Raw genomic sequence first — 26,371 nt, forward strand, 5'->3', positions numbered from 1 at the left:
TCGTGAAAAGGGACGAACCATGGCAGCAGACCGGCGCATCGTCATCGAGAACTGCGCGATCGCGACCGTCGACGGACACGACACGGAGTACGCCTCCGGCCACCTCGTGCTCGCCGGCAACCGCATCGAGTCGCTCGGCGCGGGCGCGGCACCCGAGGGCCTGGAGAACGTCGCACGCCGTATCGACGCCTCCGGTCACCTCGTGACCCCCGGCCTGATCAACACCCACCACCACTTCTACCAGTGGATCACCCGGGGCCTGGCCACGGACCACAACCTCTTCAACTGGCTCGTCGCCCTCTACCCCACCTGGGCGCGCATCGACGAGCCGATGGTCCGCGCGGCCGCCCAGGGCTCCCTCGCGATGATGGCCCGCGGCGGCGTCACCACCGCCATGGACCACCACTACGTCTTCCCGCGGGGCTCCGGCGACCTCTCCGGCGCGATCATCGGTGCCGCCCGCGACATGGGCGTCCGCTTCACCCTCGCCCGCGGCTCCATGGACCGCAGCGAGAAGGACGGCGGCCTGCCCCCGGACTTCGCCGTGGAGACCCTCGACGGCGCGCTCGCGGCCACCGAGGAGACCGTGCGCCGGCACCACGACTCCTCCTTCGACGCCATGACGCAGGTCGCCGTCGCACCCTGCTCGCCCTTCTCCGTCTCCACCGAACTGCTCCGCGACGGCGCCCAGCTGGCCCGACGCCTCGGCGTCCGCCTCCACACCCACGGCTCGGAGACCGTGGAGGAGGAGAAGTTCTGCCACGAACTGTTCGGCATGGGACCGACCGACTACTTCGAGTCCACCGGCTGGCTCGGCGAGGACGTGTGGATGGCGCACTGCGTCCACATGAACGACTCCGACATCGCCGCGTTCGCCCGGTCCAGGACCGGCGTCGCGCACTGCCCGTCCTCCAACGCCCGCCTCGCCGCCGGCATCGCCCGCGTCCCCGACATGCTCGCCGCCGGCGTCCCCGTCGGCCTCGGCGTCGACGGCACCGCCTCCAACGAGTCCGGCGAACTCCACACCGAGCTGCGCAACGCCCTCCTCATCAACCGCCTCGGCGGCCACAAGGAGGCCGCCCTGAACGCCCGTCAGGCCCTGCGCCTCGGCACGTACGGCGGCGCCCAGGTCCTCGGCCGGGCGGCGGAGACCGGCTCCCTGGAGCCCGGCAAGCTCGCCGACCTCGTGCTGTGGAAGCTGGACACGCTCGCCCACGCCTCCATCGCCGACCCGGTGACCGCCCTGGTCTTCGGCGCGGCCGCCCCGGTCACCGCCTCCTTCGTGGACGGCCGTCAGATCGTCGAGGACGGACGGCTGCTCACGGCCGACGAGGACGCCATCGCCCGCGCCACGCGGGAGGAGGCCCAGCGGCTGGCGAGGATCGCCGCCGAGGCCTGAACACCCGGATGACTCCGGCCGGGAGGGACGGCTCCCGGCCGGTGGCCGTGGACCCGAGCGGGGACCACGGCGGTCGTCTCCGGGGTGCGCGCGCACGCGCGCACCCCGGAACGGCCACCCCCCGTCACCTGCATGTCCGGTCCCGCACGACCACACCCGCACCACCTCCCTGACACCCACGGCGGCCCCCGGGCACAGCCGTGTAACCGACCGGAGGGACGCCGCCGTGGCCGACCACCCCGTTGACGAAAAACTCCCCGCGCTCAAAATGGCGACGACCGGCCTCCAGCACGTGGCCGCCATGTACGCGGGCGTCGTCGCCCCGCCCCTGATCGTCGGCGCGGCCATCGGCCTCTCCGCCGGCGACCTGACCTTCCTCACCGGCGCCTGCCTGTTCACCGCGGGCCTCGCCACCTTCCTGCAAACCCTCGGCATCTGGAAGATCGGCGCCCGGCTGCCGTTCGTCAACGGCGTCACCTTCGCCGGTGTCGCTCCGATGACCGCCATCGTCGCCTCCACCGAGGACAAGTCCGACGCCCTGCCGATCATCTTCGGCGCGGTCATCGTCGCCGGACTCCTCGGCTTCCTCGCGGCCCCCGTCTTCTGCAAGGCGATCCGCTTCTTCCCACCCGTGGTCACGGGCACGGTCATCACGCTGATCGGCATATCCCTGCTCCCGGTCGCCTTCGGCTGGGCACAGGGATCCGACCCTGCCGCGCACGACTACGGCTCGGCGACCAACCTGGGCCTCGCGGCCGTCACCCTGCTGATCGTGCTGCTGCTGCGCCGCTTCACCACGGGCTTCGTCAAGCAGATCGCCGTGCTGCTCGGCCTGGTGATCGGCACGCTGATCGCGATCCCGTTCGGTGCCACGGACTTCGGCCCCGTCGCGGACGCGGCCGTCATCGGCTTCCCCACCCCGTTCCACTTCGGCGCCCCGCAGTTCCAGCTCGCCGCCATCATCTCGATGTGCGTGGTCATGGTGGTGTCGATGACCGAATCGACCGCCGACATGCTGGCCTTGGGCGAGATCGTCGACCGCCCGGCCGACGAGAAGACCATCGCGGCCGGCCTGCGCGCCGACACCCTCGGCTCGGCGATCAGCCCGCTCTTCAACGGCTTCATGTGCAGCGCCTTCGCGCAGAACATCGGCCTGGTCGCCATGACGAAGATCCGCAGCCGCTACGTCGTCGCCGCGGGCGGCGGCTTCCTGGTGCTGATGGGCCTGTGCCCGATGGCCGCGTCGCTGATCGCCGTCGTACCGCGCCCGGTGCTCGGCGGCGCGGGCGTGGTGCTGTTCGGCTCGGTCGCCGCCAGCGGCATCCAGACCCTGGTCCGCGCAGCCCTCGACAAGGACAACAACGTCCTGATCGTGGCCGTCTCCCTGGCCGTCGGCATCATCCCCATCACGGCCCCGGAGTTCTACCACGCCTTCCCGGAGACGGCCCGGATCGTCCTGGACTCGGGGATCTCCACGGGCTGCGTGGCGGCCGTGCTGCTCAACCTGGTCTTCAACCACCTGGGCCGGAACGGCCGCGACGCCCATGACGTCACGCACCCGATGGAGGCGGGCGAGGAACTCACGGGCGTACCCAAGGCCCCGGCCGCGTCCTGAACTCCCTGGAATCCCCTTAGGCATCTGCCTCGGTCAACCGATCGTTGACCGGGGGTCAAGGGTCGGGGGACCAGGGGGAAACGGACCGATGAACCACGCGACCGAGGGGTTCCAGCCGCTGCGGGGCGATGGCCCGCCCATGGTGGCCGGATACCGCCTCGCCGCCCGGCTCGGCGCGGGCGGCCTGGGCCGGGTCTACCTGTCGCACACGCAGGGCTGCCGGCCGGTGGCGATCAAGGTGGTCTGGCCGGAACTGGCCGATGAGAGCTCGCCGTCGGCGAGCTGGCTTGGTCAGAGCCGAGGCAAGTCTCGCCAGCCATGACCGACTCGCATGACGCCACCGCAACGGACGACGCTGCGTCAACTGCCGCACCCCACCGAAACATTGAAAAATTTGCAAGGGTGGCTGAGTATGGTGCGCTAACTTGACCGTCGCTTCATAGAAGGAAACCGCATGAGATTACCTCGCCGCGTTTGGGGCGTACTCGCCATCCTGTTCAGCCTCATGGGTGCCAGCCTGTTTATCTCTCCGTCGGCGCAGGCTGTCCCGACCGCCATCTCCTGCTCCGGTACCATCACGGCCAACTACCCTGTCTCATACCCCGGGGATGGTGTAGTCGGCAATTTGACCGTCTACTACAACAGCACTAACGGCGGGACCAACAGCGCCTGCTTCCACCATGTCGGGAAAAGCTATGGCGTGGCTTCTCTGACCTTCATCCAGATTCACAAATGCGCAGAGACCTCAGGTGAGGGAAGGTCATGCACTCTGAGAGCTGCAGACACGGACCACGGTAAGTACGCCTACCATGCCGGCCCGGTTGGAGTGACTGGAACGGCAAACAATTGCGTTATGGTGGAGGGTTACATGTATTACCGTGGAGTGGGATTGAGGCCGTCGGGAGTCGGCAGTACAGTGGGCTGCTGACCGCCGCATACTGCGGCACGAGCGGGACGGCTTCGTAGTGTCGTGAAAAATTTTCGTCAGGAATTGCTGCCTCCGCTGACAAGCGGTGATTTGGGGGACCAAACAGCGGCCCCGCCGCAGTTGTGTGTAGCATTTCCAAGAGGACGCGGTGAGCTGGGGCGGCAAGCGGTCCCGGCTTCACCGAGCAAATCGCCGTCGGGCCGTTGGGCAGGCGGTTCCGAAGACCGGCGGCAACTGCCACCAAGTGCAGCCCGAGCCGGCCATGAAGATGATCGCAGCCAGCGTCTCCCGATCGCCCGCCCGACCGCGGACGCCAAACTGGAACCGGTGTTCAAAGTCCGAACAGCCCCGGGTCCGACGCCAGCTTCCTGAAGACCTCGGCGGGATCGGCGACCAGCCTGCGCTTCTCCAGGTCCAGGATCCCGCCGACGGCCGTGATCTCCGCGGCGACCGAGCCGTCCGCCTTCACCACGGCCTGCTCGATCCGGAACGTCTTGCCGCCGCCCCACGTGAAGGCGCAGGTCACCTCGACCTCATCGCCCGCGAGCAGCTCGCGTTTGTAGCGGATGGTCGTCTCCAGGGCGACCGGGCCCACGCCGCTGCCGATGAGGGCGGACTGGCTGATGCCGGCGGCGTGGAGCAGCGACCAGCGGGCGTGCTCCGCGTAGTTCAGGTAGACGGCCTGGTTGAGGTGCCCCTGGACGTCGGTCTCGTATCCACGGACGGTCACCGGGACGGAAAACGGCTCGCTCACGGCTTCCCCTTCGGGTTCTCGTGCACTGCACAACGATCCACCGATCTTGGCATGCTCATCACGCCCGGCGTGGTGAAGCCAGCAGATACCGGTTCCCGGTGCGCGGTTCACGGTGCTCGCTCACCTGCCAGCCTGCCCCTTCCAGGGTGGCCGCGCAGGCCCTCAGCGCCGCGCCGTCCGGCTCGTGCACGGCGACGGCCTCCGGCTGCGGCGTCTCCCGCACGCGGTAGCCCCCGCCCTCCCGCCCCGCCGGAGCGTGCCCGGCCGCCTCCAGCGCCAGCGCGGCGGCCCGCACCAGATGCGTGCGCTCCCAGCCACACGGCCGGTCCGTGCCCCCGCCCGGGTTTGTCATCCGGCGCAGCTCCAGCAGCCCCTGCCAGGCGCTGTGCACCTCGCGGCGCCGGGCGGGCCCGGCATCCGCAGCGCCTTCCTCGCCGCCGACGCGCGCGGCGAACACGCCCGTCGACGCGGGGGCCTCCCCGGGCCCGGCGGGCTCGGGCAGCGGCGTGATGCCCTGCCGCACCCGGTGCCCCTCGGGCGTCAGGAAGTGGTCGTGCGGCGGCCGCGGGTGCCGGAAGGCCAGCCCTCGCTTCACCAGTGCCGTCAGCTGCGGCTCCGCCCCCCGGAGCCGCCCGGTCACCGGGTCGGCGGCGTCGATCACCCGCCGCTGCGCGGCGGTCGGCGGTCGGGTCACGGCGTGCTCCTCTCCGGCCTCGGGCAGCCCCGGGGCCCCTCGCCCCACCTGCTCGAAGGCTACGGCCCGCCACTGACATTCCGGGCCGGGACGACCCCCCGCCCCGCACCACGGCTCGCCGCGCGCCGGGGCTCGGGCCGCCACGTGGCGACCAGTGCGGCGGCCAGCAGCAGCTCGGCCAGGTCGCCGCCGTAGTACATGACTTCGGCGCCGCCCTGCACCTGGTCGACGGGCGCGTGGATGTGGACCCGGACGCCGGCATAGATCAACTGGGAGATCACGGCGTGCGCCGCGATCGCGACGCCGAGGTAGACCAGCCGGGCTTTGACACCGGGCCGCGCGGGGGCCGGGTCGGGGCCGGCGATGGCATGGGCGAACAGGGATCCGGAGAGCAGGAAGTGCGCGTGCAGCAGCCAGTGCGCGGCCGGGACGGCCGCGGTCGCGTTGTACAGGGGGGTGAAGTACAGCACCACGAGGCTGCCCGCGGAGAGGACCAGCGCGACCGCCGGGTGGGCGATCACGCGGGCGGGCCGGCTGTGGAGCACCGCGGTCAGCCGTCGGCCCCGGGACGCGGGCAGGGTGCGCAGCAGGAGCGTGACGGGGGCGGCCAGGACCAGCGCGAGCGGCGCGTACATGCCGATGAGGAGGTGCTGGATCATGTGCCCGCGGAAGTCCTCATGGGCGAAGAGGGCCACGGGCGGCAGCAGCGCGACACCGAGCAGGCCGGTCCCGCCCAGGAAGAAGCCGGTCCGCCACCTGCTCCAGCCGAGGGCCGGATTGCGGTGGCGCGCCCGGCGGACGAGCAGCAGGTAGGCACCGGCGGCGGCGAGCAGCACGAGTGCGGGTGGCAGCCAGTCCAGGGCGCCACCGGGCGCGTCGTGCCCGTGCTCGGGCAGGTGGTGGTCCATCAGCCCCGCCGGGCCTCACGGCGGTCGGCGGGCGCACCGGGATCGAAGAACCGGCCGCCGCGCTGGAGCAGGTGGCCGCCGGCGACCAGCAGGGCGCCCAGGACGAGGAAGCCGATGTCCCACCAGACCTGGCCCTCTCCGGCGTAGACGTGGTGGATGCCGAGGACGTGGTGGTCCAGGACGCCCTCCACGAGGTTGAACAGGCCCCAGCCGACGAGCATCCAGCCCCACAGCACCCGGGAGGTCCACACCCGCAGCCGGTCGTGGGTGACCCGCGCGTACAGCACGGCCAGCCCCACGAGGACCGAGAGCCAGCACACGGTGTGGAAGACGCCGTCCCACAGGGTGTTCATCTCCAGACCGGAGACGGTGTGGGGGTCGTAGTACTTCACCCCGATGCGGTCCTGGTTGGTGCTGGAGAGCATGTGGTGCCACTGGAGCAACTGGTGCAGCAGGATGCCGTCGGCGAACCCGCCCATCCCCACCCCGAGCACGATGCCCGGCAGCCGGAGGTCCGCCGGTCGTGCGGTGCCGGCCCGGGAATCACCCTGCGTGGTGGCCATTGATCGTCTCCGCTCTCGGCTGGGGGGAGGAACCGAAGACGACGTTCCCTGCTGCGCGGCGCTCACGCCCTGCGCTCGGCCTCCATCCGGCTCAAAGACCCTTTCCGGCCCTCCCGCACGCTCCGGGAACGGCTCGGCGGCTACTGGCGGTACCCGCCGAGGAACCGTCCGATCCGGCCGATCGCCGCCTCCAGGTCGTCCGCTTGCGGCAGGGTCAGGATGCGGAAGTGATCCGGGGTCGGCCAGTTGAAACCCGTGCCCTGGACGACCTGGATCTTCTCCCGCAGCAGCAGGTCCAGGACGAACCTCTCGTCGTCGTGGATCTTGTGCACCTTCGGGTCGAGACGCGGGAACGCGTACAGCGCGCCCTTGGGCTTCACGCACGTCACGCCGGGGATCTCGTTCAGTTTCTCCCAGGCCACGTTCCGCTGCTCCAGCAGCCGCCCGCCCTGCGTGGTCAGCTCGCGGATGGACTGCCGGCCGCCGAGCGCGGCCTGGATGGCGTACTGGGCGGGCGCGTTGGCGCACAGCCGCATGGAGGCCAGCATGGTGAGGCCCTCCAGGTAGTCCTTCGCGTGCTGCCGTGGCCCCGTGACCACGAGCCAGCCGGAGCGGAAACCCGCCACGCGGTAGGTCTTGGACAGGCCGCAGAAGGTGAGGACCACCAGGTCGGGGGCGAGGGCTGCGGCCGAGTGGTGCACGGCGTCGTCGTAGAGGATCTGGTCGTAGATCTCGTCGGCGAAGACCATGAGGCCGTGCCGCCGGGCGAGGCCGAGGATCCCCTCGACGATCTCCTTGGGGTAGACCGCGCCGGTGGGGTTGTTCGGGTTGATGATCACGACCGCCTTCGTGCGGTCGGTGATCTTCGACGCCATGTCGTCGAGGTCGGGGTACCAGTCGGCCTGCTCGTCGCACAGGTAGTGGACCGCCTTGCCGCCCGCGAGGGTCGTCACGGCCGTCCAGAGGGGGAAGTCAGGGGCGGGGATCAGGATCTCGTCGCCGTCCTCGATGAGCGCCTGGACGGCCATCGACACCAGTTCCGAGACGCCGTTGCCGAGGAAGACGTCGTCGACGCCGACCTCCAGGCCGAGGGTCTGGTAGCGCTGGGCGACCGCGCGGCGGGCGGAGAGGATGCCGCGCGAGTCGGTGTAGCCGTGGGCCCGCGGCAGCATCCGGATCATGTCCTGGAGGATCTCCTCCGGCGCCTCGAACCCGAACAGCGCCGGATTGCCGGTGTTCAGGCGCAGCACGCTGTGGCCCGCCTCCTCCAGCGCGTCGGCCTGCTCGATGACCGGGCCGCGGATCTCGTAACAGACCTCGCTGAGCTTGCTCGACTGCCGGAACTCCATGCGCGCCTCTCCTCTGCCGAACCGTGTTGCTTGGTTTTACCAAGTGCGCGCTTGGAAAGTCCAACAAGTTGTCTAGACTGCGTCGCATGCCACCTCGCCGAAGCTACGACCAGTACTGCTCCGCCGCCCGTGCGCTCGATGTCGTCGGCGACCGATGGACCCTGCTGATCGTCCGGGAACTCCTCGCCGGTCCCCGCCGCTACACCGACCTGCACGCGGACCTGCCCGGGGTCAGCACCGACGTACTCGCCTCGCGGCTGAAGGACATGGAGCGCGACGGCCTGTCGACCCGGCGCCGGCTGCCGCCGCCCGGTGCGGCCTTCGTGTACGAACTCACCCCGCGCGGGCGCGAGGTGCTGCCGGTGCTCCAGGCGCTGGGGGAGTGGGGGCGGGCCGGGCTCGGGGAGCGCCGGCCGACGGACGCGGTCCGGGCGCACTGGTTCGCCCTGCCCCTGCTGGGCCTGCTGGACGGGGAGGGGCTCGTCGAAGTCCGCCTGGAGGAAGGCCTGTTCCATCTGCACGCCGGCGCCGAGGAGGGGCCCGTGTACGGCGACGGACCCGCCCCCGGGGAGCCGGACGCCCGGCTGGCCCTGGACACCGCCACGTGCACGGCCGTCGCCCGCGGCGAGCTGAGCCTCACGCACGCCGTGCGCGAAGGGCGGGTCGAGGTGAGCGGGGAGGGCACGCTCGCCAAGGCGCTGCGCGAGGCCTGAGAGAAGGCCCGCGGTCAGCGGGCCTTCCGAGCGGCCGTCAGCGGCATCGGAATCGTCAGGCGGGCGGCACCCGGGACGGCCGTCCCGTCCCGCGCGTCAGCGCGTACCCGCCGGCTCCGGCCAGCGCGGCCAGGATTCCGCCGGCCGCGGTCCACACCCACCGGTCCGACCACCGGCCGGACGCCCAGCCGTCCTCGGGTCCGAGACCGGCCGGCACCGCCGCGTCCTCCCGTTCCTCCCCGGGCTTCGTGGCGATGCCCGGCACCAGCGGCTCGGCGAGCGAGCCGTCGACCGCCGCGGATCCGCCGATGTCCCGTGAGTCCACCCGCACTTCGCTGCCGACCGGCAGGCCGAGGTCGGCGGTGGTGACGCCGGTGGCCGTCAGCCGGACGTAGTAGGTGCCGGGCAGCGGGTCGTTCGCCCACGGCTGCGACCAGGCGCGGACCGTGCGCAGCACGCAGGCCAGCTCGACGGAGGAGGCGTCCGCCGCCGCGGTGCGCGTCTGCGCCCCGTACTGGCAGGCCTGGCGGCGGCGCAGACCGTCGTAGACGTCGATCTGCCAGGTCTGGGAGGCGTGGCTCTCGGGGAGCTTCACCGTCGCCTCGACCGTGGGGCGCTGTCCGGTGTCGGCGGGGAACGACCAGTACAGGTAGTCACCCGTGGAGCCGCTCGCCGTGGCGGGCTGCCCCTGTTCGATCTCCGTCGCCGTACGGAACGACGTACCGGCCCGTGTGGGCGCCGCCGTGCCGTCCTGCGACGGACTCGGCGAGGCGTCGGCCGCCGCCGGGGCGGCCGCCAGGCCGAGGGTCAGCAATGCTGCGCTCAACGCTCGTACCGCTCGCATCAGTTGGTCCTCCAGACCGCGATCCGCCAGCGCGACAGCCAGCCCCAGACGAGACCGGCGAGGAAGCCGGTGAGGATCAGCACGCCGAGCAGCCACCAGCCGCGGCCGAGGCCGAAGGCGGCCACGTCGCCGGCCGGACTCGGGGCGTCCACCACGTCCACCGTCAGCTCCAGCGGCAGGCCGGGCGTGGTCTTCACACCGGAGGCCGCCGAGAAGGAGTGCGAGACGGCGAGGCAGACCGCCTCGGCGGGCGCGTCCTCGTCGTCGCTCTCCGGCTTCGGGTAGCGCAGGCCCGTCGAGATCACGTCCGTACGGCCGTTGCCCGCCGCCTCGCCGCGCACGATCTCGCGGCCCTTGGACGTCATCGCCCGCAGCAGCACGCCGTAGCCGGGGTTCACCGCCCGGTCCGCCGCGACGCTCACCGAAGCGCGCAGCTCCTGCCCCGGCCGTACGTCCACCCGGTAGAAGCGCTGCTGCCCGAACTCCTCGCGGTCGCTGTACAGGCCCGACTTCAGCGTCGGCGCCCCGGCGCACCGGCCGGCGCCCTCGGCCGGCACCGGCGTCACCACCGGATCGGCCGCCCGGTCCACCAACTGGTTCACCCGGTCGGTCAGTTCGTCCTGGTGCTCGACCGAGGTGTACGTGCCGCCGGTGGCCTCGGCGATGCAGCTCAGCTGCCTGCTCAGCTTGGCGGTCGGCACCAGACCCAGCGTGTCGATGGTCAGGCCGATGCCCTTGGCCGCTATCTCGCGGGCCACCTCGCACGGGTCGAGCGGGGCGCAGGTGTCCTCGCCGTCGCTGATCAGCACGATGCGCTTGGAGCCGTCGCCGCCGTCCAGGTCGCCGGCCGCCTTCAGCAGGGCCGGACCGATCGGCGTCCAGCCCGTCGGGGTGAGCGTGGCGACGGCCGTCTTGGCCTCGGTGCGGTCGAGCGGGCCGACGGGGTACAGCTGCGCGGTGTCCTTGCAGCCCGTCTTCCGGTCGTCCCCCGGGTAGTTCGCGCCCAGGGTGCGGATGCCGAGTTCGACCTCCTCGGGCGTGGCGTCGAGCACCTCGTTGAACGCCTGCTTCGCGGCGGCCATCCGCGACTGTCCGTCGATGTCCCGCGCCCGCATCGAGCCGCTCACATCGAGGACGAGGTCGACCTTGGGGGCGTCCTGGCCCGTGGGTTCGCCGGCGGCCGCTCCGGCCGGGAAGGCGAGCCCGGCCGTCAGCGCGGCGAGCAGGGCACAGACCCCTGCCGCCAGCCGTGTTCTTGTGATCATCGCCGGATCCTAGTGATCATCCGGCTCCGCTTCCAAAACGCGTCTCAGCGAAGGGGATTGGGCAGTTCCGCCCACTGGTCCCCGGGCGTCCGCGGCGACAGGCGCATCAGCGTCAGCGCCTTCGTGGGCAGGGGATCCGCACACAGGGCCGCGAGGTCGGGGGTGCGCGGCAGGTCCCGTACGGCCGTCTCCAGCGCCGCGCCGAGCGCCGGGCGCGATCCGGCCGTGCCGGCCAGCGCGCCCGCCACGAGGGAGCCGAACAGCTTGCGGCGCAGCGCGCGTTCGTCGTCCGTGACCATCCGCGCGGGCAGCTCGGGCACCGTGATGCCGTGCCGGGAGAGGCGGGCCGGGCTGACGCGGATGTCGGCCAGGTCGCGGTAGACCAGCCGCAGCGGATCCCCCGCCGGCGACAGGACCACCAGGAGGTTCTGGCCGTGCGCCTCCAGGGCCACGCCCAGCTCCAGCAGCCGCAGTCCGACACTCAGCGCGAGCCGGGCGAAACCGGCCAGCCAGGCGGGGGACTCGGGCAGGCCGGTGGTGGCGAGCGCCGCCACCGGCAGCACCCGCTCGCCGCTGCCCGCGTACGCCTGCGGCGACTCCCTCAGGACGGCCGCGAAGTCGGGGGAGCCGGCCGCCGCCGCGCCCAGGGTGCGGGTGACGTGCAACAGGCCGTCCGCGCGCGCCGCCAAAGTCGCGGCGAAGTCCGACAGCACCGCCGACGCGGCCACCGAGGGCAGGGAGATGTCCCGCACCGAGGACGTCAGCCGGGCGCTCAGCGAGGTCTTCACATGCGGCCCGCCGGGCAGGGCCAGCGTCCGCAGGGACATCAGCGGATGCGCGGGCCGCCGCTCCTCGAACACCCGCTTCAGCACATGCGCCGCCTGCCACGGGTGCACCGGCAGCACCACGCGCTCCCCGTCCCGCAGCTCCCGCGGCCACGCGCCCGTGACCAGGCACTCCTCGGCCCGCACCGGCACCATGCCCAGCTCCACGACCGGCCGGTGCTCCGGCCCGTAGGCCAGCTGCTCGGACACCGAGAAGCCCGGCCGGGACCGGCACGTCGGATGGAACGGGTGCCCGTCCGCGATCCGCTGCTCCCACTCCCAGTCGCTCTCCGGCCAGTCGTCCCGGCCCTCGCCCCCCTGCCCCGCCCTCGACAGCGCCAACGAGGCGACACTGTGCCCGAGCTCGGCGGCGAAGGAGGCGGAGTGCGGTACGGCGAGGTCGGTCATCAGCCGTGCCGGATCCCCGTAGGCCGCCCCGTCGAGCCGTACGACGGTGACGTACGCGCCGGTGGCGTAAGGATCCGGCCGGGGGCCGTGCAGCCGGCGGCCGTCGGACAGGGACAGCGCCAGACCGTCCCCGTCCTGCTCGGCGCGGGTGGCCCAGGGCACCGGGTCGTGGGTGAGACCGCGCCACAGCCGGGACAGCACGGCCGCCCGGGCGCCGGGCAGTTCGGCCTCGTACCGCGGCAGCAGCCCGGGCCGTACGACGGACAGCTCGCCGGCGACCTCGGTCTCGGCGGAGGGGGGACGGTGCACGGGCGGGCTCCTCGGGTACGAATAGGGGCGTCACAGCGGAATGGCGACGACCGACATACTGATCATCTCCGCCCGGAACGCTGGAAGGACCGTAGGGACGAGTGGAACGCGTGGACCTCATGCCCCCGCCCGCCGACGACGACTCGGCCCACGGTGACGACCCGGCCACCGGGGCCCTCGCCGACGCATATGCCGCCGTACCCCTGCTGAACTGCCTGCTGCGGGAGGTCGCCCGGCCCGAGCGGCAGGAGGGCGACCACCGCGTCTACCGGCTGCCCGGCGGCAACCGGCTGCTGCGGGTGCGCGGAACGCGGCGGCCCGCCGAACCGGAGGCCGAGTCCGCGGGCGCCTGGCACCGCCTCGGCCACACCGAGCTGGTCAAACTCGTCGCCGAGGAACTGCGCCGGCACACCGGCCTGCCCAACCACGAACTGCCCGCCGAGATGCTCGACAGCCGGGACGCCGTGGCCGCCCTGCTCACCGCCCGGGCCCGGGCCACCCCGCCAGGCGACCTCTACCGGCGCTCCGAACAGTCCCTCCTCACCGGCCACACCCACCACCCCGCCCCCAAGGCGCGCGGGGGCGGCCCCGCCGCCGGCTGGCTGCCCTACGCGCCCGAGGCGTACGCCGGCTTCCCGATGGTCCTGCTCGGGCTGCGCGAGGACACCGTCGTCGAGGAGGGCGACACCTCCGCCCTGGACGCCCTGGGCACGGCCCCGCCCGGCTACCGCCTGCTCCCGGCCCACCCCTGGCAACTGGACCTGGCGGGCGGGGAACTCGCCGCCGCCTTCGCCGACGGCAGGCTGATCCGGCTCGGCGCGACCGCCTTCGACACCTGGCCCACGGCCGCGATCCGCACGCTCTACGCGCCCGGGCACGATCTCTTCCTCAAGTTCAGCCTGGACGTGCGCATCACCAACGACATCCGCCGGCTGTGGCGCCACGACCTGCTCGCCCTGCGCGGCACGGACGCGGCCGTGTGCGCCGCCTTCGCGACGTTCGGCGGGCCCCCGGCCTGGCTCGGCGACCGCGGGTACCGCACCGCGGACTTCGCCTTCGAGGCCCTGGCCGTCCTCGTGCGCGACGGGTTCGGCGACCGCCTCCTGCCCGGCGCGACCCCCCTGCTCGCCGCCGGCCTGGTCGAGGGCTTCGACGGCAGCCCGCTCGATGGCGCCGCCGACCCGGGGGCCTGGTGGGCGGCCTACCTGGCCCAGGTCGTGCCCCCGGCGCTGACGGCGTTCGCCGAGCACGGCGTCGTCATCGAGGCCCACCTCCAGAACACCCTGGTCGCCGTCGACGCCGACGGCCTGCCGGTACAGGCGCTGTACCGGGACGCCGAGGGCGTGAAACTGCTGCCGGAGGTGTCGCGGGAGGCCGGCTGGGAGCGGCTCGTGTACTGCCTGGTCGTCAACCACCTCATGGAGATCGCCGGCGCCCTGGCCGAAGCCCACCCCGGGTTCGACCCCTGGCCCGCCGCCCGCCGCGAACTCGCCCGCCACGACCTCCCCGAGATCCCCGCCCTGCTCGGCTCGCCGACCCTCCCCGCGAAGACCAACCTGCTGCTGCGGTGGACGGGCGCGGACGGCGCCGACGCCCGCTACCGGCCCCTGCCCAACCCGCTCCGGGAAGGGACCTGACGCTCCGGGCCCGGCGACCGCATGACATGATCATCGCCATACGCGGAGAGGGAGGGGCGGCATGTCCGGGACGCCGAACGCAGGGGCACCCTGCCGCATCGTCGTCTGCCGGGACTGCTGCTGCGGCACCCGCAAGATCAGAGGCGTCGATCACGCCGCCCAGACCGAGCGCCTGCGCGAGGCGGCACCGGTACGCGTCTCCGACTGCCTCGACGTCTGCGACCAGGCCAACGTCGTCGTCGTCCAGCCCTCGGCGGCGGGCCGGGCCGCCGGAGCCCGGCCGGTGTGGCTCGGACTGGTCAACGACCCGGCCGCCACGGAGGACGTCGTCGCCTGGGTGCGGGAAGGCGGCCCCGGCGTCGCGCCGCTGCCCGACGTCCTCGGCCTGTACGTGTTCAAGCCCGGGCGCCGCCGCCGGGGCGGTTCATGACCGGGCCGGCACGCACAGCACGGGCACGGTCGACAGGTGCAGCAGCTTGTGCGGCGTGGAGCCCAGCAGCGCGCCCCGCACCGGGCTCTCGCCCCATGTGCCCACCACGATGACCCGGGCGCCGTGCCGGGCCGCCGCCTCGATCAGCGCCTGCGCGGGCCGCTCGTCGATGAGCTCCACGGACGTCCGCACACCGGCCTCGTCGGCCACCCGGACCGCGTGGGAGAGCGCGGTGCTGCCTGCCTCGCGGACGGCCTCGTGATGCGCGCCGTACTCCTCGCCCGTGACGCCGGGGGCGGCGACGCCGTGGACGATCACCAGGGGTTCGTCGTACGCGGTCGCCACCTCGATGGCGACGCGCAGCGCGCTCAGGGCGCCCGGGGACTCGTCGTAGCCGAGGACCACCGACATGTTCAGGACTCCTTGCCGTCGACGAGGTCCGGGTCGACCACGCTGGGGTGTTCCGACCAGAAGGCGGGCGCCAGCAGCCGCCACACGACCATGAGGACGACGCCCGTCACCGCGATGCCGATGCCGATGACGAGCGGCGGGCCGAGCCCGAACCACGAGACGCCGCTGTAGGAGTTCTCGGGGTCGGACATGTCCGCCACGGATTCCACCAGCAGCCACGCCAGCAGCCCCGCGCCGATCAGCGGTCCGACGCCGATCAGGAAGAAGTTGCGGGCGCTGCGGGTCAGCTGGCGGCGGTAGTAGACCGCGCAGGCCAGGCCCGTGAGCGCGTAGTAGAAGGCGATCAGCAGGGACAGGGCGGTGAGGGAGTCGAAGAGGGCGTTCTCGCTGACGTGGTAGAGGACGAGGTACCAGGCGATGGCGATGCCGGCGACCCACCAGGTGCTCACGTCGGGGGTGCGGAACCGCGGGTGGATGCGGCCGAAGTGGGCGGGCAGGGCATGCCGGCGTGCCATCGACAGGCCTGTGCGGGACGCGGGGATGATCGTCGTCTGCGTGGAGGCGAGCGCCGATGTCGAGACGGCGAGCAGGACGACCCAGTCCCAGCCGCCCATGGCCTCCTCGGCGAGCAGGGCGAAGATGAACTCCTCCTCCGCCGCGTTCTCGGCGAGGTAGTCCGTTCCGGCGTAGGCCACGACCGCGAAGGCGACCGCGAGGTAGGTCACCAGCAGCAGCACGGTCGACCAGACGGCCGCCTTGCCGGGGGCGGTCGCGGAGTTCTCGACCTCCTCGGTGAGGTTGACCGCCGACTCCCACCCCCAGTAGATGAACACACCCAGCAGCAGGGCCGCGGTCAGTGACGCCCCGCCGGCTCCGAACGGATCGAGCCAGCCGAACTCCGGATCGACGGCGTCGAGGGTGCCGGTGTCGGCGTAGACGCGGTAGAGCGCCACCACGGCGAACGCGAGCAGGCAGGCCACCTGGGCCAGGATCAGGACGTTCTGCACCTTGGCCGAGATCTCGGTGCCGATCACGCAGACGGCCGTCATCACCAGGATGAGCAGCACCGTCAGCACCTGGCGCACCGCGTCGTTGTCGGCCCAGCCGTCCAGGCCCACGGCGAGCAGGAAGAACGTCACGGCGACGTCCGCGAGCGACCCGACCACCAGGACGCCCGTCATGGCGATGGCCCAGCCGCCCAGCCAGCCCGCCCACGGCCCCATGGCCCGGGTGACCCAGGAGAACGTCGTGCCGCAGTCCTGGTCGACCTTGTTGAGGTAGTAGAAGGCCGACGCGATCAGCAGCATGGGCACGAAGGACGCGAGCATCACCCCGGGGGCGTAGATGCCGACCAGCGCCACGATCGGGCCGATGACCGCCGCCACGGAGTACGCGGGGGAGGTCGCGTTGAGCCCGATGACCAGGGCGTCGAGGAACCCGATGGCATTGGGTTTCAGGCTCGCCGCCGGGGGCGGGCCCGGGTCCGTGATGTCCTTGGCCATGCTCCCTCGCTCCCGTTGTGTGTACCTCCATACAACAGGGACTTTCGGAGCGCTTTAACTATTGATGCCCCTTTCGGGCGTCATGCCGCTTTCCGGCCCCGGACCAGCAGGTGCAGGAAGTACGGCGTGCCGATCACCGCCGTCATCAGGCCGGCGCCCAGCTGGGCCGGGGCGATGACGGTGCGGCCGATCAGATCGGCCGTGCAGACCAGCGCCGCGCCCAGCAGGACGGCGACCGGTACGACCCGGCCGTGCCGCCGGCCCACCAGGGCACGGGCCGCGTGCGGAGCCACCAGTCCCACGAATCCGATCGTGCCGGCCGAGGCCACGGCGGTCCCGGCGAGCAGCACACCCGTCACCAGCAAGCCCAGCCTGGCCCGCGGCAGTCCGAGACCCAGCAGCCGCGGGGTGTCCTCGTCCAGGGAGACGAGGTCCAGCTCGGTGCGCCGGGCGAACGCGACGGCCAGACCCAGGGCCAGGACGAGCGCGACGGGCAGCACGTCCGGCATGGTCCGCCCGTACGTCGAACCGGACAGCCAGGTCAGCGCCTTGACGGCGTTGAACGGGTCGGTGAGCACGATGAGCAGGCTGATCAGGGCCGTGGAACCGGCCGCCATGCCGATGCCGACGAGGACCAGCCGGTTCTGCCGGTAACCGCCCCGGGCGGAAAGGCCGAAGACGATGGCCGAGGCCAGCGCCGCGCCCCCGAAGGCCGCACCGGCGACCCCCCAGGAACCGGCCGCGGGCACGGTGGTGACGAGCAGGACGGCGCCCAGCGCGGCACCGCCGGAGACGCCCAGCACACCGGGCTCCGCCAGCGGGTTGCGGGTCACCGCCTGCACCAGCGTGCCGGCCAGGGCGAGCGCCGCGCCGGCGCACAGCGCCGCGAGCACCCGCGGCACACGGGTGTCCAGGACGAAGGAGACGGTCTGCCCGGCACGCCCCTGCACCCAGTTGGCGACATCGCCGAGCAGGAGCTTGCTGTCGCCCAGCAGGACGCCGGCCAGCGTGACGCCGACGACCGCCGCGACGAGTGCGGCCACGGTGACGAGGAACGCCGTCCGGCTCGGGATGCGCAGCCGGTCCGGCGTGTCGGCCCCGGCGGTGTCCTTGAGGCGCAGGGCCGTCACCACCAGGAAGACGGCACCGACCAGGCTGGTGACGACGCCCGTGGGGACGGCCACCGCCGTGTCCGCCGGGACGAGGGTCCGCAGCAGCACGTCCGACCCGAGCACCAGCGCGGCACCGGTCAGACCGGCCACGGGCAGCACCGCCCGGGCGCGGACGAACCCCCGGAACCGGCGGGCGAGCGGGCGGACCAGCGCCGGGGCGCACAGGCCGACGAAGCCGATGGGCCCGGCGAGCGTGACGGCCGCGGCGGACAGCAGCGCCGCCAGGACCACCACCGTGACCCGGGTGGCCCGCACGGGGACGCCGAGACCGCGCGCCGCGTCGTCCCCGAGGGCGAGCGCGTCGACCCGGCGGGCGACCAGCAGCAGCCCGGCGAGTCCCACCAGCGCGACGGGCAGCATCTGCACGACGCCGTCGAAGCCGTTCTGGCCGATGCTGCCCTGGTTCCACTGGTAGAGGCCCTCCGTCTGCTGCGGGAACAGCAGGAGCAGCCCTTCGGTGACGGAGTTCAGGCCCAGCGCGAGCGCGGTGCCGGCGAGGACCAGCCGCACGGTGCCCGTGCCGAGGCCGGACAGGGCGAGGACGACGGCGGCGGCCGCGAGACCGCCCGCGAAGGCCACGCCGGAGGAGGCGAGCAGCGGCAGCGAGACACCGGTCGCACCGACCAGCCCGAGGGCCAGGTACGAACCGGCGTTCACCGCGAGGGTGTCGGGCGAGGCGAGCACATTGCGGCTGACGGCCTGAAGGACCGCGCCCGCGATGCCGAGGACGACGCCGACCAGGATACCGGCGGTCATCCGCGGCAGCCGGGAAGCGATCACGACGGACGCGTCGCCCGGATCGGCCTGCCCGGTCAGGGCCTTGAGGACCTGGCCCGGCCCGACGGAGGCCGTGCCCTGGGTGATGTCGACGACCGCGAGGGCGGCGACCAGGAGGACGAGCCCGGCCGTCACCGCGGCCGCACCCGTCCGGGACGCGGCCGCCGGCGGACGGGCGACGGGGGGTGCTTCGGTGACGGCCATGGCCTCGCTACTTCTTCAGCGCGCCGACGACGGCGTCGATGTACGCCTCCATCGACTCCGGACCGCCGAACATCCAGATGCCGTCGGGCAGCCGGTGCACCCGTTCCGCCTTCACGAACGGCAGGGAGGTCCACACGGCGTTCTTCTTCAGCTGACCGGAGAACGGGTTGCTGGACTTGTCGCCGTCGTTGCCGATGTAGGCGAACTGCACGTCCTTCGGCAGGGCGGTGAGGCCCTCGACGTCGGTGCTGCCGAGGCCGTAGGCCGGGTCGCCCTTGACCTTCCAGGCGTTCTTCAGGCCGAGCCGCTCGTTGACGGCGCCGATGAGGGAGCCGCTGGTGTAGGGGCGCAGGGAGACCTGGTTCGACGTCACGTAACCGTCGGCGAACGCGATGTCGGTGCCGGCGAGCTTCGCGTCGGCGAGGGCCTTCTTGCCCTCGGCGACCTTGGCCTCGAAGCCCTTGCGCGCGGCCTCGGCCTTGGCGGTGGTGCCGGTGGCCTTGGCGATGAGGTCCAGGTTGGTGAACATCTGCCCGATCTGGTCGGAGGCGTCCGCCGACTTGATCTCCAGGACCGGGGCGATCTTCCGCAGCTGCTTCACGGCCGCGTCCGGCAGGTCGGAGCTGGCCACGATCAGGTCGGGGGCGAGCGAGGCGATGGTGTCCATGCTCGGCTCGCCGCGCGTGCCGATGTCCTTCGGCTCGTTCTTCAGCGGGACGGCGGTGTCCCACGTCTTGTAGCCCTTGACGTCGGCGACGCCGACCGGGTCGACGCCGAGGGTGATGAGGCTCTCGACCTCGTTCCACTCGGTGGCGACGACCTTCTTGGCGGGGCCGTCCAGCTTCACCTTCGCGCCGGTGGAGTCGGTGAGGCTGATGGCTTCGGAGGTCTTCTTCTGCGCGCTGTCGGCGGCCGGCTCGGTGGTGCCGCAGGCGGCGAGGGTGAGCGCCGCGGCGGTGGTGGTGGCCGCGGTGAGCAGGAGACGTCTCATGAGGTGGTGCCGAGCCTTTCGCTTCGGTTGGAGCGGGTGTGGTGCCGGCCGATCGGACGGGTCCGTATCCGGCCGGTGTGGGGGTCTGTGTCGACGTCGATCCGGATGCCGTAGACGGCCGTCAGCCGCTCCGGGGTCAGGACCTCCTCGGGCCGGCCGTCGGCGACGATCCGGCCCGCTTCGAGCAGCGTGATCCGGTCGGCGACGGCCGCCGCCTGGTCGAGGTCGTGCAGCACGACCCCGACGGCGATCCCGTGGTCGTCCGCCAGGTCGCGGACGAGGTCGAGGAGTTCGATCTGGTAGCGCAGGTCGAGATAGGTCGTCGGCTCGTCCAGCAGCAGGACGCCGGTCTCCTGGGCCAGGCAGCTCGCGAGCCACACGCGTTGCAGCTGCCCGCCGGAGAGGTGGTCGGCGCCGCGCTCGGCGAGGTCCGTCACCCCGGTCAGCGCCAGCGCCCGTTCGACCGCGGCGGGCGCGTCCGGATCCGGCCGGCCGAAGCGGCCCCGGTACGGGTAGCGGCCGAACTCGACGAGATCCCGCACGGTCAGCCCGCTCGGCGTGGGGCGCCCCTGTGTCAGCAGGGACACGTACCGGGCGAACTCCCGGGCGGACAGGGCGAGGCCGTCGGTGTCGCCGTCGATGCTGAGCTCGGCCCGGCGCGGGCGCTGGAGCCGCGCGATCGTCCGCAGCAGCGTCGACTTGCCGCTGCCATTGGGGCCGACCAGGACGGTCACCTCGCCGGGCAGCAGCGCGATCGCCGCGTCGTGCACGACGTCCGTGCCGTCGTACGACACGGTCACGCCCGTGGCGGACAGCTGATGCCCGCGCAGACGCAGTCCGCCGGCCGTTTCTTCACCAGATCTCACGCGGCGAAGGTTAGCCTAACCTAATATCGCCTTGACAAGGGGGTGCTGCATAAGCGAGTGGGCGGCTTCGATCCTGACCGCCGGCCGGCTGCTCTGGCCGCGCGCCACCCGGATGGCCATGGGCACGCTCACCGCCCTGGCGGGAGAGCCTCCTCGTGCCGCCCGGTCCACCCAGCCGGCCACGGCCGCGGGGGCCGCGGCGCCCAGCCCGACCCCGATCAGCAGCCCCGACTCGCGCGAGCGGCCGGGGCGCAGGTCCAGGACGGCCGCCGACAGCCGGCTGCCGATCGGCACCTGCACCAGCAGCGGATGCACCGGGTGCCCCAGCCACCCGCCGTGCGCAGATCGCGGCCACGGCACGGGGGAAGGGCCCGCACGCCCCAGCGGAGCGTGTCGATCAGCGCGTCGGCCTGGGCTCCCGCTCCAGACGGTCCAGCAACCACAGGACCCGGTTCTGCCGCATCACGCGGCGTCGTGGGGGTGCGCGCCCCGCCGGGCCCCCACCGCCACCGGGGACAAACGGACCACGGCGCGGCGACGGCCCTGGTCGGCCCCCCCTGTCGCGCACCAGCGGGTCCCCGGTTTCCCGGCAGAACCGGCGGGCACTCGCCGCGCCATGGATCCCCGTCGCCGTGCACCGGTCGCCGACAGCTCACTCGCCCTCCTGGCCGAGGGATACGCATGGCTGCCCGACCGGAGGCGCCGCACCACCGCTCCGCTCGTCCGCACGCGGCTCATGGGACAGCCGGTGGTCGCCCTGCACGGCCCCGGGGCGGTGCGGTTCTTCTACGACGAGCGGCACGTGGAGCGCCGGACGGCACTGCCCGGGCCGGTCCTGAGCACGCTCTTCGGCCACGGAGCCGTGCACACCCTGGACGGGCCGGACCACCGCGTACGCAAGGAGATGTTCCTGTCCCTGCTCACCGGGGCGGAGGCGGTGGCCGGACTGGTGGACCGCGTCGCCGCGGAGTGGGACGAGGCGGTGGAGACGTGGTCCGGCCGGCGGGTCGTGCTGTTCGACGAGTCGAGCCGGGTGCTCACCCGGGGCGTGTGCCAGTGGGCCGGAATCGTCGTCGAGGACGCCGGGCCCCTGGCCCGGGATCTGGTCGCCATGGTCGACGGCTTCGCCACGCCGGGGCCGCGCCACTGGCGGGCCCGCCGGGCCCGGGCCCGCTGCGAGGCCTGGCTGGGACGTCTGGTCGAGGACGTACGGTCGGGGACTGTCGCCGCGCCGGCCGAGTCGGCACTCGATGGAATCGCAAGGCACCGGGACGCCGACGGCCGGCTCCTCGACCCGCACACGGCGGCGGTCGAACTGCTCAACGTCATCCGTCCGACGGTCGCGGTGTGCTGGTTCGTCACGTACGCCGCCCACGCGCTGCGCCTCAGGCCCGAGCTGCGGGACCGCCTGACCGGCGACGATCCCGCGTACGCCGTGGCGTTCGCCCACGAGGTGCGGCGCTTCTACCCCTTCGCGCCCTTCGTCGGCGGCCGGGCCGCCACCGATCTGGAGTGGCGGGGCGAACCGATTCCGTCCGGCACGCTGATCCTGCTCGACCTGTACGGGCAGAACCACGACCCCGACCTCTGGGACGACCCGTACACCTTCGAACCGCAGCGCTTCCTCCAGCGGCCGCCCCACGCCGACGAACTGATCCCCCAGGGCGGCGGCGACCGCGAAACCGGTCACCGCTGCCCCGGCGAGGACGTCACGATCGCCCTGCTGCGCGCCCTCGGACCACGGCTGGCCCTGCTGGAGTACGACGTGCCCGGCCAGGACCTGCGGATCCCGCTGAACCGCATGCCGGCCCGGGTCCGCAGCGGCTTCGTCATGGACGCCGTCCGGGCACCGGCGCCCGCCCGCCGGTCCGCGCCCGCGACACGCTGAGGCCGATTACGTCACAGCAGGTCAGCGGGGGTTGCCGGACATTCGTACGGAAAAGTAGCGTGAGGGTCCGCTTTGGCTGGATCTTGAAAGGCACGCAGGCGTGGGACGACGCGAGAAGCCGCTGGACCCCGAGGCCGGTCCGGTCCAGCGACTCGCGCACGAGCTGCGGGGCCTGCGGGAGGCGGCCGGGAAGCCGACGTACCGGGACATGGCCCGGCGGGCGAACTACTCGACGAGCGCGCTGTCCGCGGCGGCCGGCGGTGAACACCTTCCGTCGCTGCCCGTCGTCCTGGCCTACGTGCGGGCGCTGGACGCGGAACCCGGCGTGTGGGAGGAACGCTGGAGGATGGCCAAGGCGGCGGCCGAGGAACAGGCCGTGGGGGAAGCCGCGGAGACCGACGGGGACGCCGTTCCGCCCTACCGCGGGCTCGCGCGCTTCGAGCCGTACGACCGTGACCTGTACTTCGGCCGGAACGCGCTCGTCGGTGAGCTGCTCGACCTGGTGCGCACACACCGGTTCGCCGCGGTGTTCGGCCCGTCGGGAAGCGGCAAGTCCTCACTGCTGAGGGCCGGACTGGTACCGGCACTGCGCGATGCGACCGGCACCGACCGCCCCGAGGTGATCCGGGTGCTGACGCCCGGGGAGCGCCCCGCCGACACCCATGAGAAGGCACTGGTGCCCCAGGAGGGCGAACAGGACACCTGGGTGATCGTCGACCAGTTCGAGGAACTGTTCACGCTGTGCCGGGACCCGCGGGAGCGCGAACGCTTCCTGCGCCTGTTGCTCGCGGCCCGTGACCCCGACAGCCGGCTCCGGGTGGTCGTGGCGGTGCGCGGCGACTTCTACGGCCACTGCGCCGGGGACCGCGAGCTGGCCGAAGCGGTCAGCCGCGCCAATCTGCTGGTCGGGCCGATGGACCGGGCCGAGCTGCGCGAGGTGGTCACCAAACCGGCGGCCGCCGCCGGCCTCCTCGTCGAACGGGCCCTGACCGCCCGGATCGTCGACGAGGTGACCGGCCGGCCCGGCGCCCTGCCGATGCTCTCGCACGCCCTGCTGGAGACCTGGCGGCGGCGCAGAGGGCGGACGCTGACCATGGCGGCGTACGAGGCGGCGGGCGGCGTGCGCGGCGCCATCGCCGCCACCGCCGAGGAGACGTACGGCGACCTGTCCCCGGACCGGGCCCGCACCGCCCGGCGGGTCCTGCTGCGGCTGGTCGCCCCCGGCGAGGGCACCGCCGACACCCGCCGCCCGGCCGAGCGCACCGAGTTCACGGCCGACGCACAGGACGTCCTCGAACAACTCGCGGTCGCCCGGCTGGTCACCCTGAACGACGGTGTCGTCGAACTCGCCCACGAGGCGCTGATCACCGGCTGGCCGCGGCTCGCCGGGTGGATCGAGGAGGACCGGGAGCACCTGAAGGAGCAGCGCCGGCTCGCCGGGGCGGCCCGTGCCTGGGAGCAGCTGGGGCGCGACGAGGGGGCCCTGTACCGGGGGGCGCGGCTGTCCCGGGCCGAGGAACTGTTCACCGGGGGATCCGGTGGGACCGGCGACGAGGAGGAAGGCGGGGACGACCTGACCCGCCCCGAGCGGGCCTTCCTCACCGCCTCGATCGCCGCCCGCGACACGGCCACGCGCAAGCGGCGTGCCCTCGCCGCCGCCCTCTGCGTCCTCCTGGTCCTCGCCCTGACCGCCGGTCTGGCCGCCTGGCAGCAGACCCGCACGAGCCAGGCCGAGGCCGCCAAGGCCGCGGCCCGCCGGATCGCCGCGTCGGCCGCGGGCCTGCGCTCCTCCGACCCCCGTACGGCTCTGCTGCTGGGCGTCGCCGCCTGGCGGACCGCGCCGCTCACCGAGTCACGCTCCGCGCTGCTCGGCGCCCTGTTCCAGCCGCAGCGGGACGCCTTCACCGATCCGCAGACCGGCAGGGACACGCGACGGTTCCTCGTCGACCGGGGCCGCAGGCTGGTCAGCGTGGCAGGCCGCCGGGTCAGCGTCTGGGACGTGGCCTCCGGGCACCGGTCCGCCTCGTACCTCCTGCCCGCCGCCATGGAAGCGGATGCCGTCAGCCCCGACGGACGGCTCCTCGTCGTCGCCGGAGCGGACGGTGACGAGCGGCTGTGGGACCTGGCGGGCGGAAAGCCGGCCGCCGACACGGGGGAGGGCTCCGCACTGGCCTTCACCCCCGACGGCACCGGCCTGCTCACCGTCCCGTCGAACCACACGGGCTCCGTCCGGCTGCACCGCACCGGCGACGGCAAGGTCCTCTTCGGCAGGGCCGCCGACCCCACCGCCGCCGACCTGGACCGCGACGGCCGGCTCCTCGCGCTCTGCCCCGCCGGAGGGGCACCCGAGGTGTGGGACACGCTCCGCGACGAGCGTCTGCCCGGCGGCTGGGACAAGGAGAAGGACCTCTGCGGCACAGGCACCGGCGCCGACAGCGGCGACCACCTGCTCCGCTTCAGCCCGGACGGCACCCGGCTGGCCGCCGCCTCCGGCGACACGGCCCGGGTCTGGGACATCTCCGGGGGACGTCTCGTCGCCGACGTCGGCAGTACGGGCACTCCCGGGTTCACCCAGCTCGACTTCACGCCCGACGGCAGGTTCCTGGCCACGGTGGACGACCGCGAGCTGGCGGTGTGGCGCTTGCGGGAATCCGGGCTTCCCGCGGTCCGCATCCCGCTGACGCAGGGCCAGGAAGTGCGGGGCCTGGCCTGGGACAAGGGCCGGGACCGGGTACTCCGCTTCCTCGACGGCGCGACCGTCCGCTCGTACGACCTCACGGCGAACCTCGCGCCCCCCTGGCAGGACACGCCCGCCGACGCGACCGTCCTCAGCCCGGACGGCAGCACCCTCGCGACCGCCACCCGCTCCGGCCCCCGCACGGCGGGAACCTACCGCCTCGAACTCCGCTCCACCGGCACCGGCGACGTCCTCGCCCACGACACCGTCGGCGCCCTTCCGACCGGCGTCGAGGACACCCCGCTGCTGTCCTTCAGCCCGGACGGCACAGCCCTGGCGGTCAGCGGGACCTCCCCCTCCGGACGACAGCGGGTCACGGTGTGGGACGTGGCGGCGCACCGGGCACGGACGTCGTTCGACCTCCCCGGCACCCCCGAGAATCCGGCCGCTCCCCTGGCCCTCGGCCCCGGAGGCCGGATCCTGCTGATCGGCCACGGCACCGGCACGGACGTCCGGGACGTGGGCACGGGCCGCCGTACCCGGACGCTGCCGGGCCTGACCGGGGCGACCCTGGCCGTACGCCCCGACGGGCGCCTGCTCGTCGGCACCCTCGACCAGTACGCGCGACTGCCCCGCGGCACCACGGTGGGCCGTGCCCTCGCCGACGGCAGAACGGTCACCGCGCTGGCGTTCAGTTCCGACGGCGAGCGGCTCGCGGTCGGCGACGACTCGGGGCGGGTGACCCTGTGGGACGGGGACGCCGAACACCGGACGGGCGTCCTGGCCGGCACGGCGGGCGAGGCTGCGCGCCAGGAGGTGGCGGCGCTGGCGTTCTCGGCCGACGGCCGCACCCTGGCCGTGGGCGGCACCGACAGCACCCTCCAGGTGTGGGACACCACGACCCAGCAGCTCCTCGGCACGGATCTGCCCACGCCCGGCGACGCCATCGAGTCGGTCGCCTTCGGCGGGAACGACGGCACGCTGTACGCCGCCGGCCCGCACACCCCGCTCCAGCGCTACACCGTCGACGCCGGCCGGGCCGCGGCCGCCGTCTGCGCACGCGCGGGGGGCGGACTGACCGAGGCCCAGTGGCGGACGTACGTCCCCGACGCGCCGTACCGGGAGATCTGCTGAGGTCAGCGGGTTGTCCAGGTGATTGTCCAGAGGTGATGACGAGGGTCGCTGGACAACATCAGGGCCCCGGAGGATGAGGCCGTGGCCGTCCGGCCCACCTGACATCCCC

At 73.1% G+C, this 26,371-nt stretch carries 21 protein-coding genes and 2 pseudogenes; 8 read left to right on the forward strand and 15 right to left on the reverse strand.

What is annotated here, in order from left to right; genetic code table 11:
• Positions 1–19 precede the first annotated feature (19 nt).
• From AB0E85_RS02080 to AB0E85_RS02090, 3 genes and pseudogenes are all read left to right on the forward strand, one after another.
• Entirely contained in the window at positions 20–1,399 is a 1,380-nt protein-coding gene (locus AB0E85_RS02080) for an 8-oxoguanine deaminase (protein ID WP_361921496.1), read from the forward strand.
• Between the two features lie 226 nt (positions 1,400–1,625).
• Complete coding sequence (locus AB0E85_RS02085) at positions 1,626–3,014, forward strand: nucleobase:cation symporter-2 family protein (RefSeq protein WP_361921498.1); 1,389 nt, start codon at positions 1,626–1,628, stop codon at positions 3,012–3,014.
• Positions 3,015–3,102: 88 nt separating this feature from the next.
• A pseudogene (locus AB0E85_RS02090) lies at positions 3,103–3,279 on the forward strand (serine/threonine protein kinase); the annotation flags it as partial.
• An 849-nt stretch (positions 3,280–4,128) separates the two neighbouring features.
• On the opposite strand, the pseudogene AB0E85_RS02095 reads toward AB0E85_RS02090, so the two are convergent.
• From AB0E85_RS02095 to AB0E85_RS02120, 6 genes and pseudogenes are all read right to left on the reverse strand, one after another.
• A pseudogene (locus AB0E85_RS02095) lies at positions 4,129–4,245 on the reverse strand (IS5/IS1182 family transposase); the annotation flags it as partial.
• Positions 4,246–4,273: 28 nt separating this feature from the next.
• Positions 4,274–4,696 (reverse strand): acyl-CoA thioesterase, encoded by a 423-nt coding sequence (locus tag AB0E85_RS02100; RefSeq protein ID WP_361921499.1) that lies wholly within the window; start codon positions 4,694–4,696, stop codon positions 4,274–4,276.
• 58 nt (positions 4,697–4,754) lie between these two features.
• A complete protein-coding gene (locus tag AB0E85_RS02105) occupies positions 4,755–5,390 on the reverse strand; it encodes a hypothetical protein (protein WP_361921501.1) in 636 nt (211 codons plus the stop codon).
• A gap of 59 nt (positions 5,391–5,449) precedes the next feature.
• Positions 5,450–6,298 (reverse strand): cytochrome c oxidase assembly protein, encoded by an 849-nt coding sequence (locus AB0E85_RS02110; RefSeq protein ID WP_361921502.1) that lies wholly within the window; start codon positions 6,296–6,298, stop codon positions 5,450–5,452.
• Positions 6,298–6,861, reverse strand: a complete 564-nt coding sequence (locus AB0E85_RS02115) for a DUF2243 domain-containing protein (RefSeq protein ID WP_361921504.1) — start codon at positions 6,859–6,861, stop codon at positions 6,298–6,300. Before AB0E85_RS02115 ends, AB0E85_RS02110 begins: the two co-directional genes overlap by 1 nt.
• Positions 6,862–7,001: 140 nt before the next feature.
• Positions 7,002–8,210 (reverse strand): pyridoxal phosphate-dependent aminotransferase, encoded by a 1,209-nt coding sequence (locus AB0E85_RS02120; protein ID WP_361921506.1) that lies wholly within the window; start codon positions 8,208–8,210, stop codon positions 7,002–7,004.
• An 86-nt stretch (positions 8,211–8,296) separates the two neighbouring features.
• Between AB0E85_RS02120 and AB0E85_RS02125 the strand changes: the two genes are divergently transcribed.
• On the forward strand, positions 8,297–8,923 hold the full coding sequence (locus AB0E85_RS02125) for a helix-turn-helix domain-containing protein (RefSeq protein WP_361921508.1): 627 nt from the start codon (positions 8,297–8,299) through the stop codon (positions 8,921–8,923).
• Positions 8,924–8,978: 55 nt separating this feature from the next.
• Here AB0E85_RS02125 and AB0E85_RS02130 read toward each other — a convergent pair whose 3' ends face one another.
• The 3 genes from AB0E85_RS02130 to AB0E85_RS02140 are packed head-to-tail and all read right to left on the reverse strand — an operon-like array spanning position 8,979 to position 12,573.
• Positions 8,979–9,767: a hypothetical protein gene (locus tag AB0E85_RS02130; RefSeq protein WP_361921510.1), complete on the reverse strand. Its 789-nt coding sequence runs from the start codon at positions 9,765–9,767 to the stop codon at positions 8,979–8,981.
• On the reverse strand, positions 9,767–11,032 hold the full coding sequence (locus AB0E85_RS02135) for a VWA domain-containing protein (protein ID WP_361921512.1): 1,266 nt from the start codon (positions 11,030–11,032) through the stop codon (positions 9,767–9,769). Before AB0E85_RS02135 ends, AB0E85_RS02130 begins: the two co-directional genes overlap by 1 nt.
• Before the next feature lie 44 nt (positions 11,033–11,076).
• Positions 11,077–12,573 carry an IucA/IucC family protein gene (locus AB0E85_RS02140; RefSeq protein ID WP_361921513.1) on the reverse strand — a complete coding sequence of 499 codons (1,497 nt, stop codon included), beginning with the start codon at positions 12,571–12,573 and terminating at the stop codon, positions 11,077–11,079.
• Positions 12,574–12,692: 119 nt separating this feature from the next.
• Between AB0E85_RS02140 and AB0E85_RS02145 the strand changes: the two genes are divergently transcribed.
• Together AB0E85_RS02145 and AB0E85_RS02150 are read left to right on the forward strand one after the other, a co-directional pair.
• On the forward strand, positions 12,693–14,210 hold the full coding sequence (locus tag AB0E85_RS02145; RefSeq protein WP_361921929.1) for an IucA/IucC family protein: 1,518 nt from the start codon (positions 12,693–12,695) through the stop codon (positions 14,208–14,210).
• A gap of 61 nt (positions 14,211–14,271) precedes the next feature.
• The gene (locus AB0E85_RS02150) at positions 14,272–14,640 is read left to right on the forward strand and encodes a (2Fe-2S) ferredoxin domain-containing protein (protein ID WP_361921515.1); all 369 of its coding nucleotides are present in this window, start codon (positions 14,272–14,274) and stop codon (positions 14,638–14,640) included.
• On the opposite strand, the gene AB0E85_RS02155 is transcribed toward AB0E85_RS02150, so the two are convergent.
• From AB0E85_RS02155 to AB0E85_RS02180, 6 genes are all read right to left on the reverse strand, one after another.
• Complete coding sequence (locus AB0E85_RS02155; protein WP_062929930.1) at positions 14,635–15,051, reverse strand: universal stress protein; 417 nt, start codon at positions 15,049–15,051, stop codon at positions 14,635–14,637. The genes AB0E85_RS02150 and AB0E85_RS02155 overlap by 6 nt on opposite strands.
• Positions 15,052–15,053: 2 nt before the next feature.
• Complete coding sequence (locus AB0E85_RS02160) at positions 15,054–16,553, reverse strand: APC family permease (RefSeq protein WP_361921517.1); 1,500 nt, start codon at positions 16,551–16,553, stop codon at positions 15,054–15,056.
• 80 nt (positions 16,554–16,633) lie between these two features.
• Complete coding sequence (locus tag AB0E85_RS02165) at positions 16,634–18,706, reverse strand: iron ABC transporter permease (RefSeq protein WP_361921519.1); 2,073 nt, start codon at positions 18,704–18,706, stop codon at positions 16,634–16,636.
• A 7-nt stretch (positions 18,707–18,713) separates the two neighbouring features.
• Complete coding sequence (locus AB0E85_RS02170; RefSeq protein WP_361921521.1) at positions 18,714–19,697, reverse strand: iron-siderophore ABC transporter substrate-binding protein; 984 nt, start codon at positions 19,695–19,697, stop codon at positions 18,714–18,716.
• A complete protein-coding gene (locus tag AB0E85_RS02175; RefSeq protein ID WP_361921523.1) occupies positions 19,694–20,563 on the reverse strand; it encodes an ABC transporter ATP-binding protein in 870 nt (289 codons plus the stop codon). Before AB0E85_RS02175 ends, AB0E85_RS02170 begins: the two co-directional genes overlap by 4 nt.
• 15 nt (positions 20,564–20,578) lie before the next feature.
• On the reverse strand, positions 20,579–20,878 hold the full coding sequence (locus tag AB0E85_RS02180) for a hypothetical protein (protein ID WP_361921525.1): 300 nt from the start codon (positions 20,876–20,878) through the stop codon (positions 20,579–20,581).
• Between the two features lie 301 nt (positions 20,879–21,179).
• Between AB0E85_RS02180 and AB0E85_RS02185 the strand changes: the two genes are divergently transcribed.
• Positions 21,180–22,451, forward strand: coding sequence for a cytochrome P450 (locus tag AB0E85_RS02185; RefSeq protein WP_361921527.1), 1,272 nt, complete (start codon positions 21,180–21,182; stop codon positions 22,449–22,451).
• 100 nt (positions 22,452–22,551) lie between these two features.
• The gene (locus AB0E85_RS02190; RefSeq protein ID WP_361921529.1) at positions 22,552–26,262 is read left to right on the forward strand and encodes a hypothetical protein; all 3,711 of its coding nucleotides are present in this window, start codon (positions 22,552–22,554) and stop codon (positions 26,260–26,262) included.
• The last annotated feature ends 109 nt before the right edge of the window (positions 26,263–26,371 follow it).

The organism is Streptomyces sp. NPDC029044, from assembly GCF_040637495.1.
Taxonomy (GTDB): Bacteria; Actinomycetota; Actinomycetes; order Streptomycetales; family Streptomycetaceae; genus Streptomyces.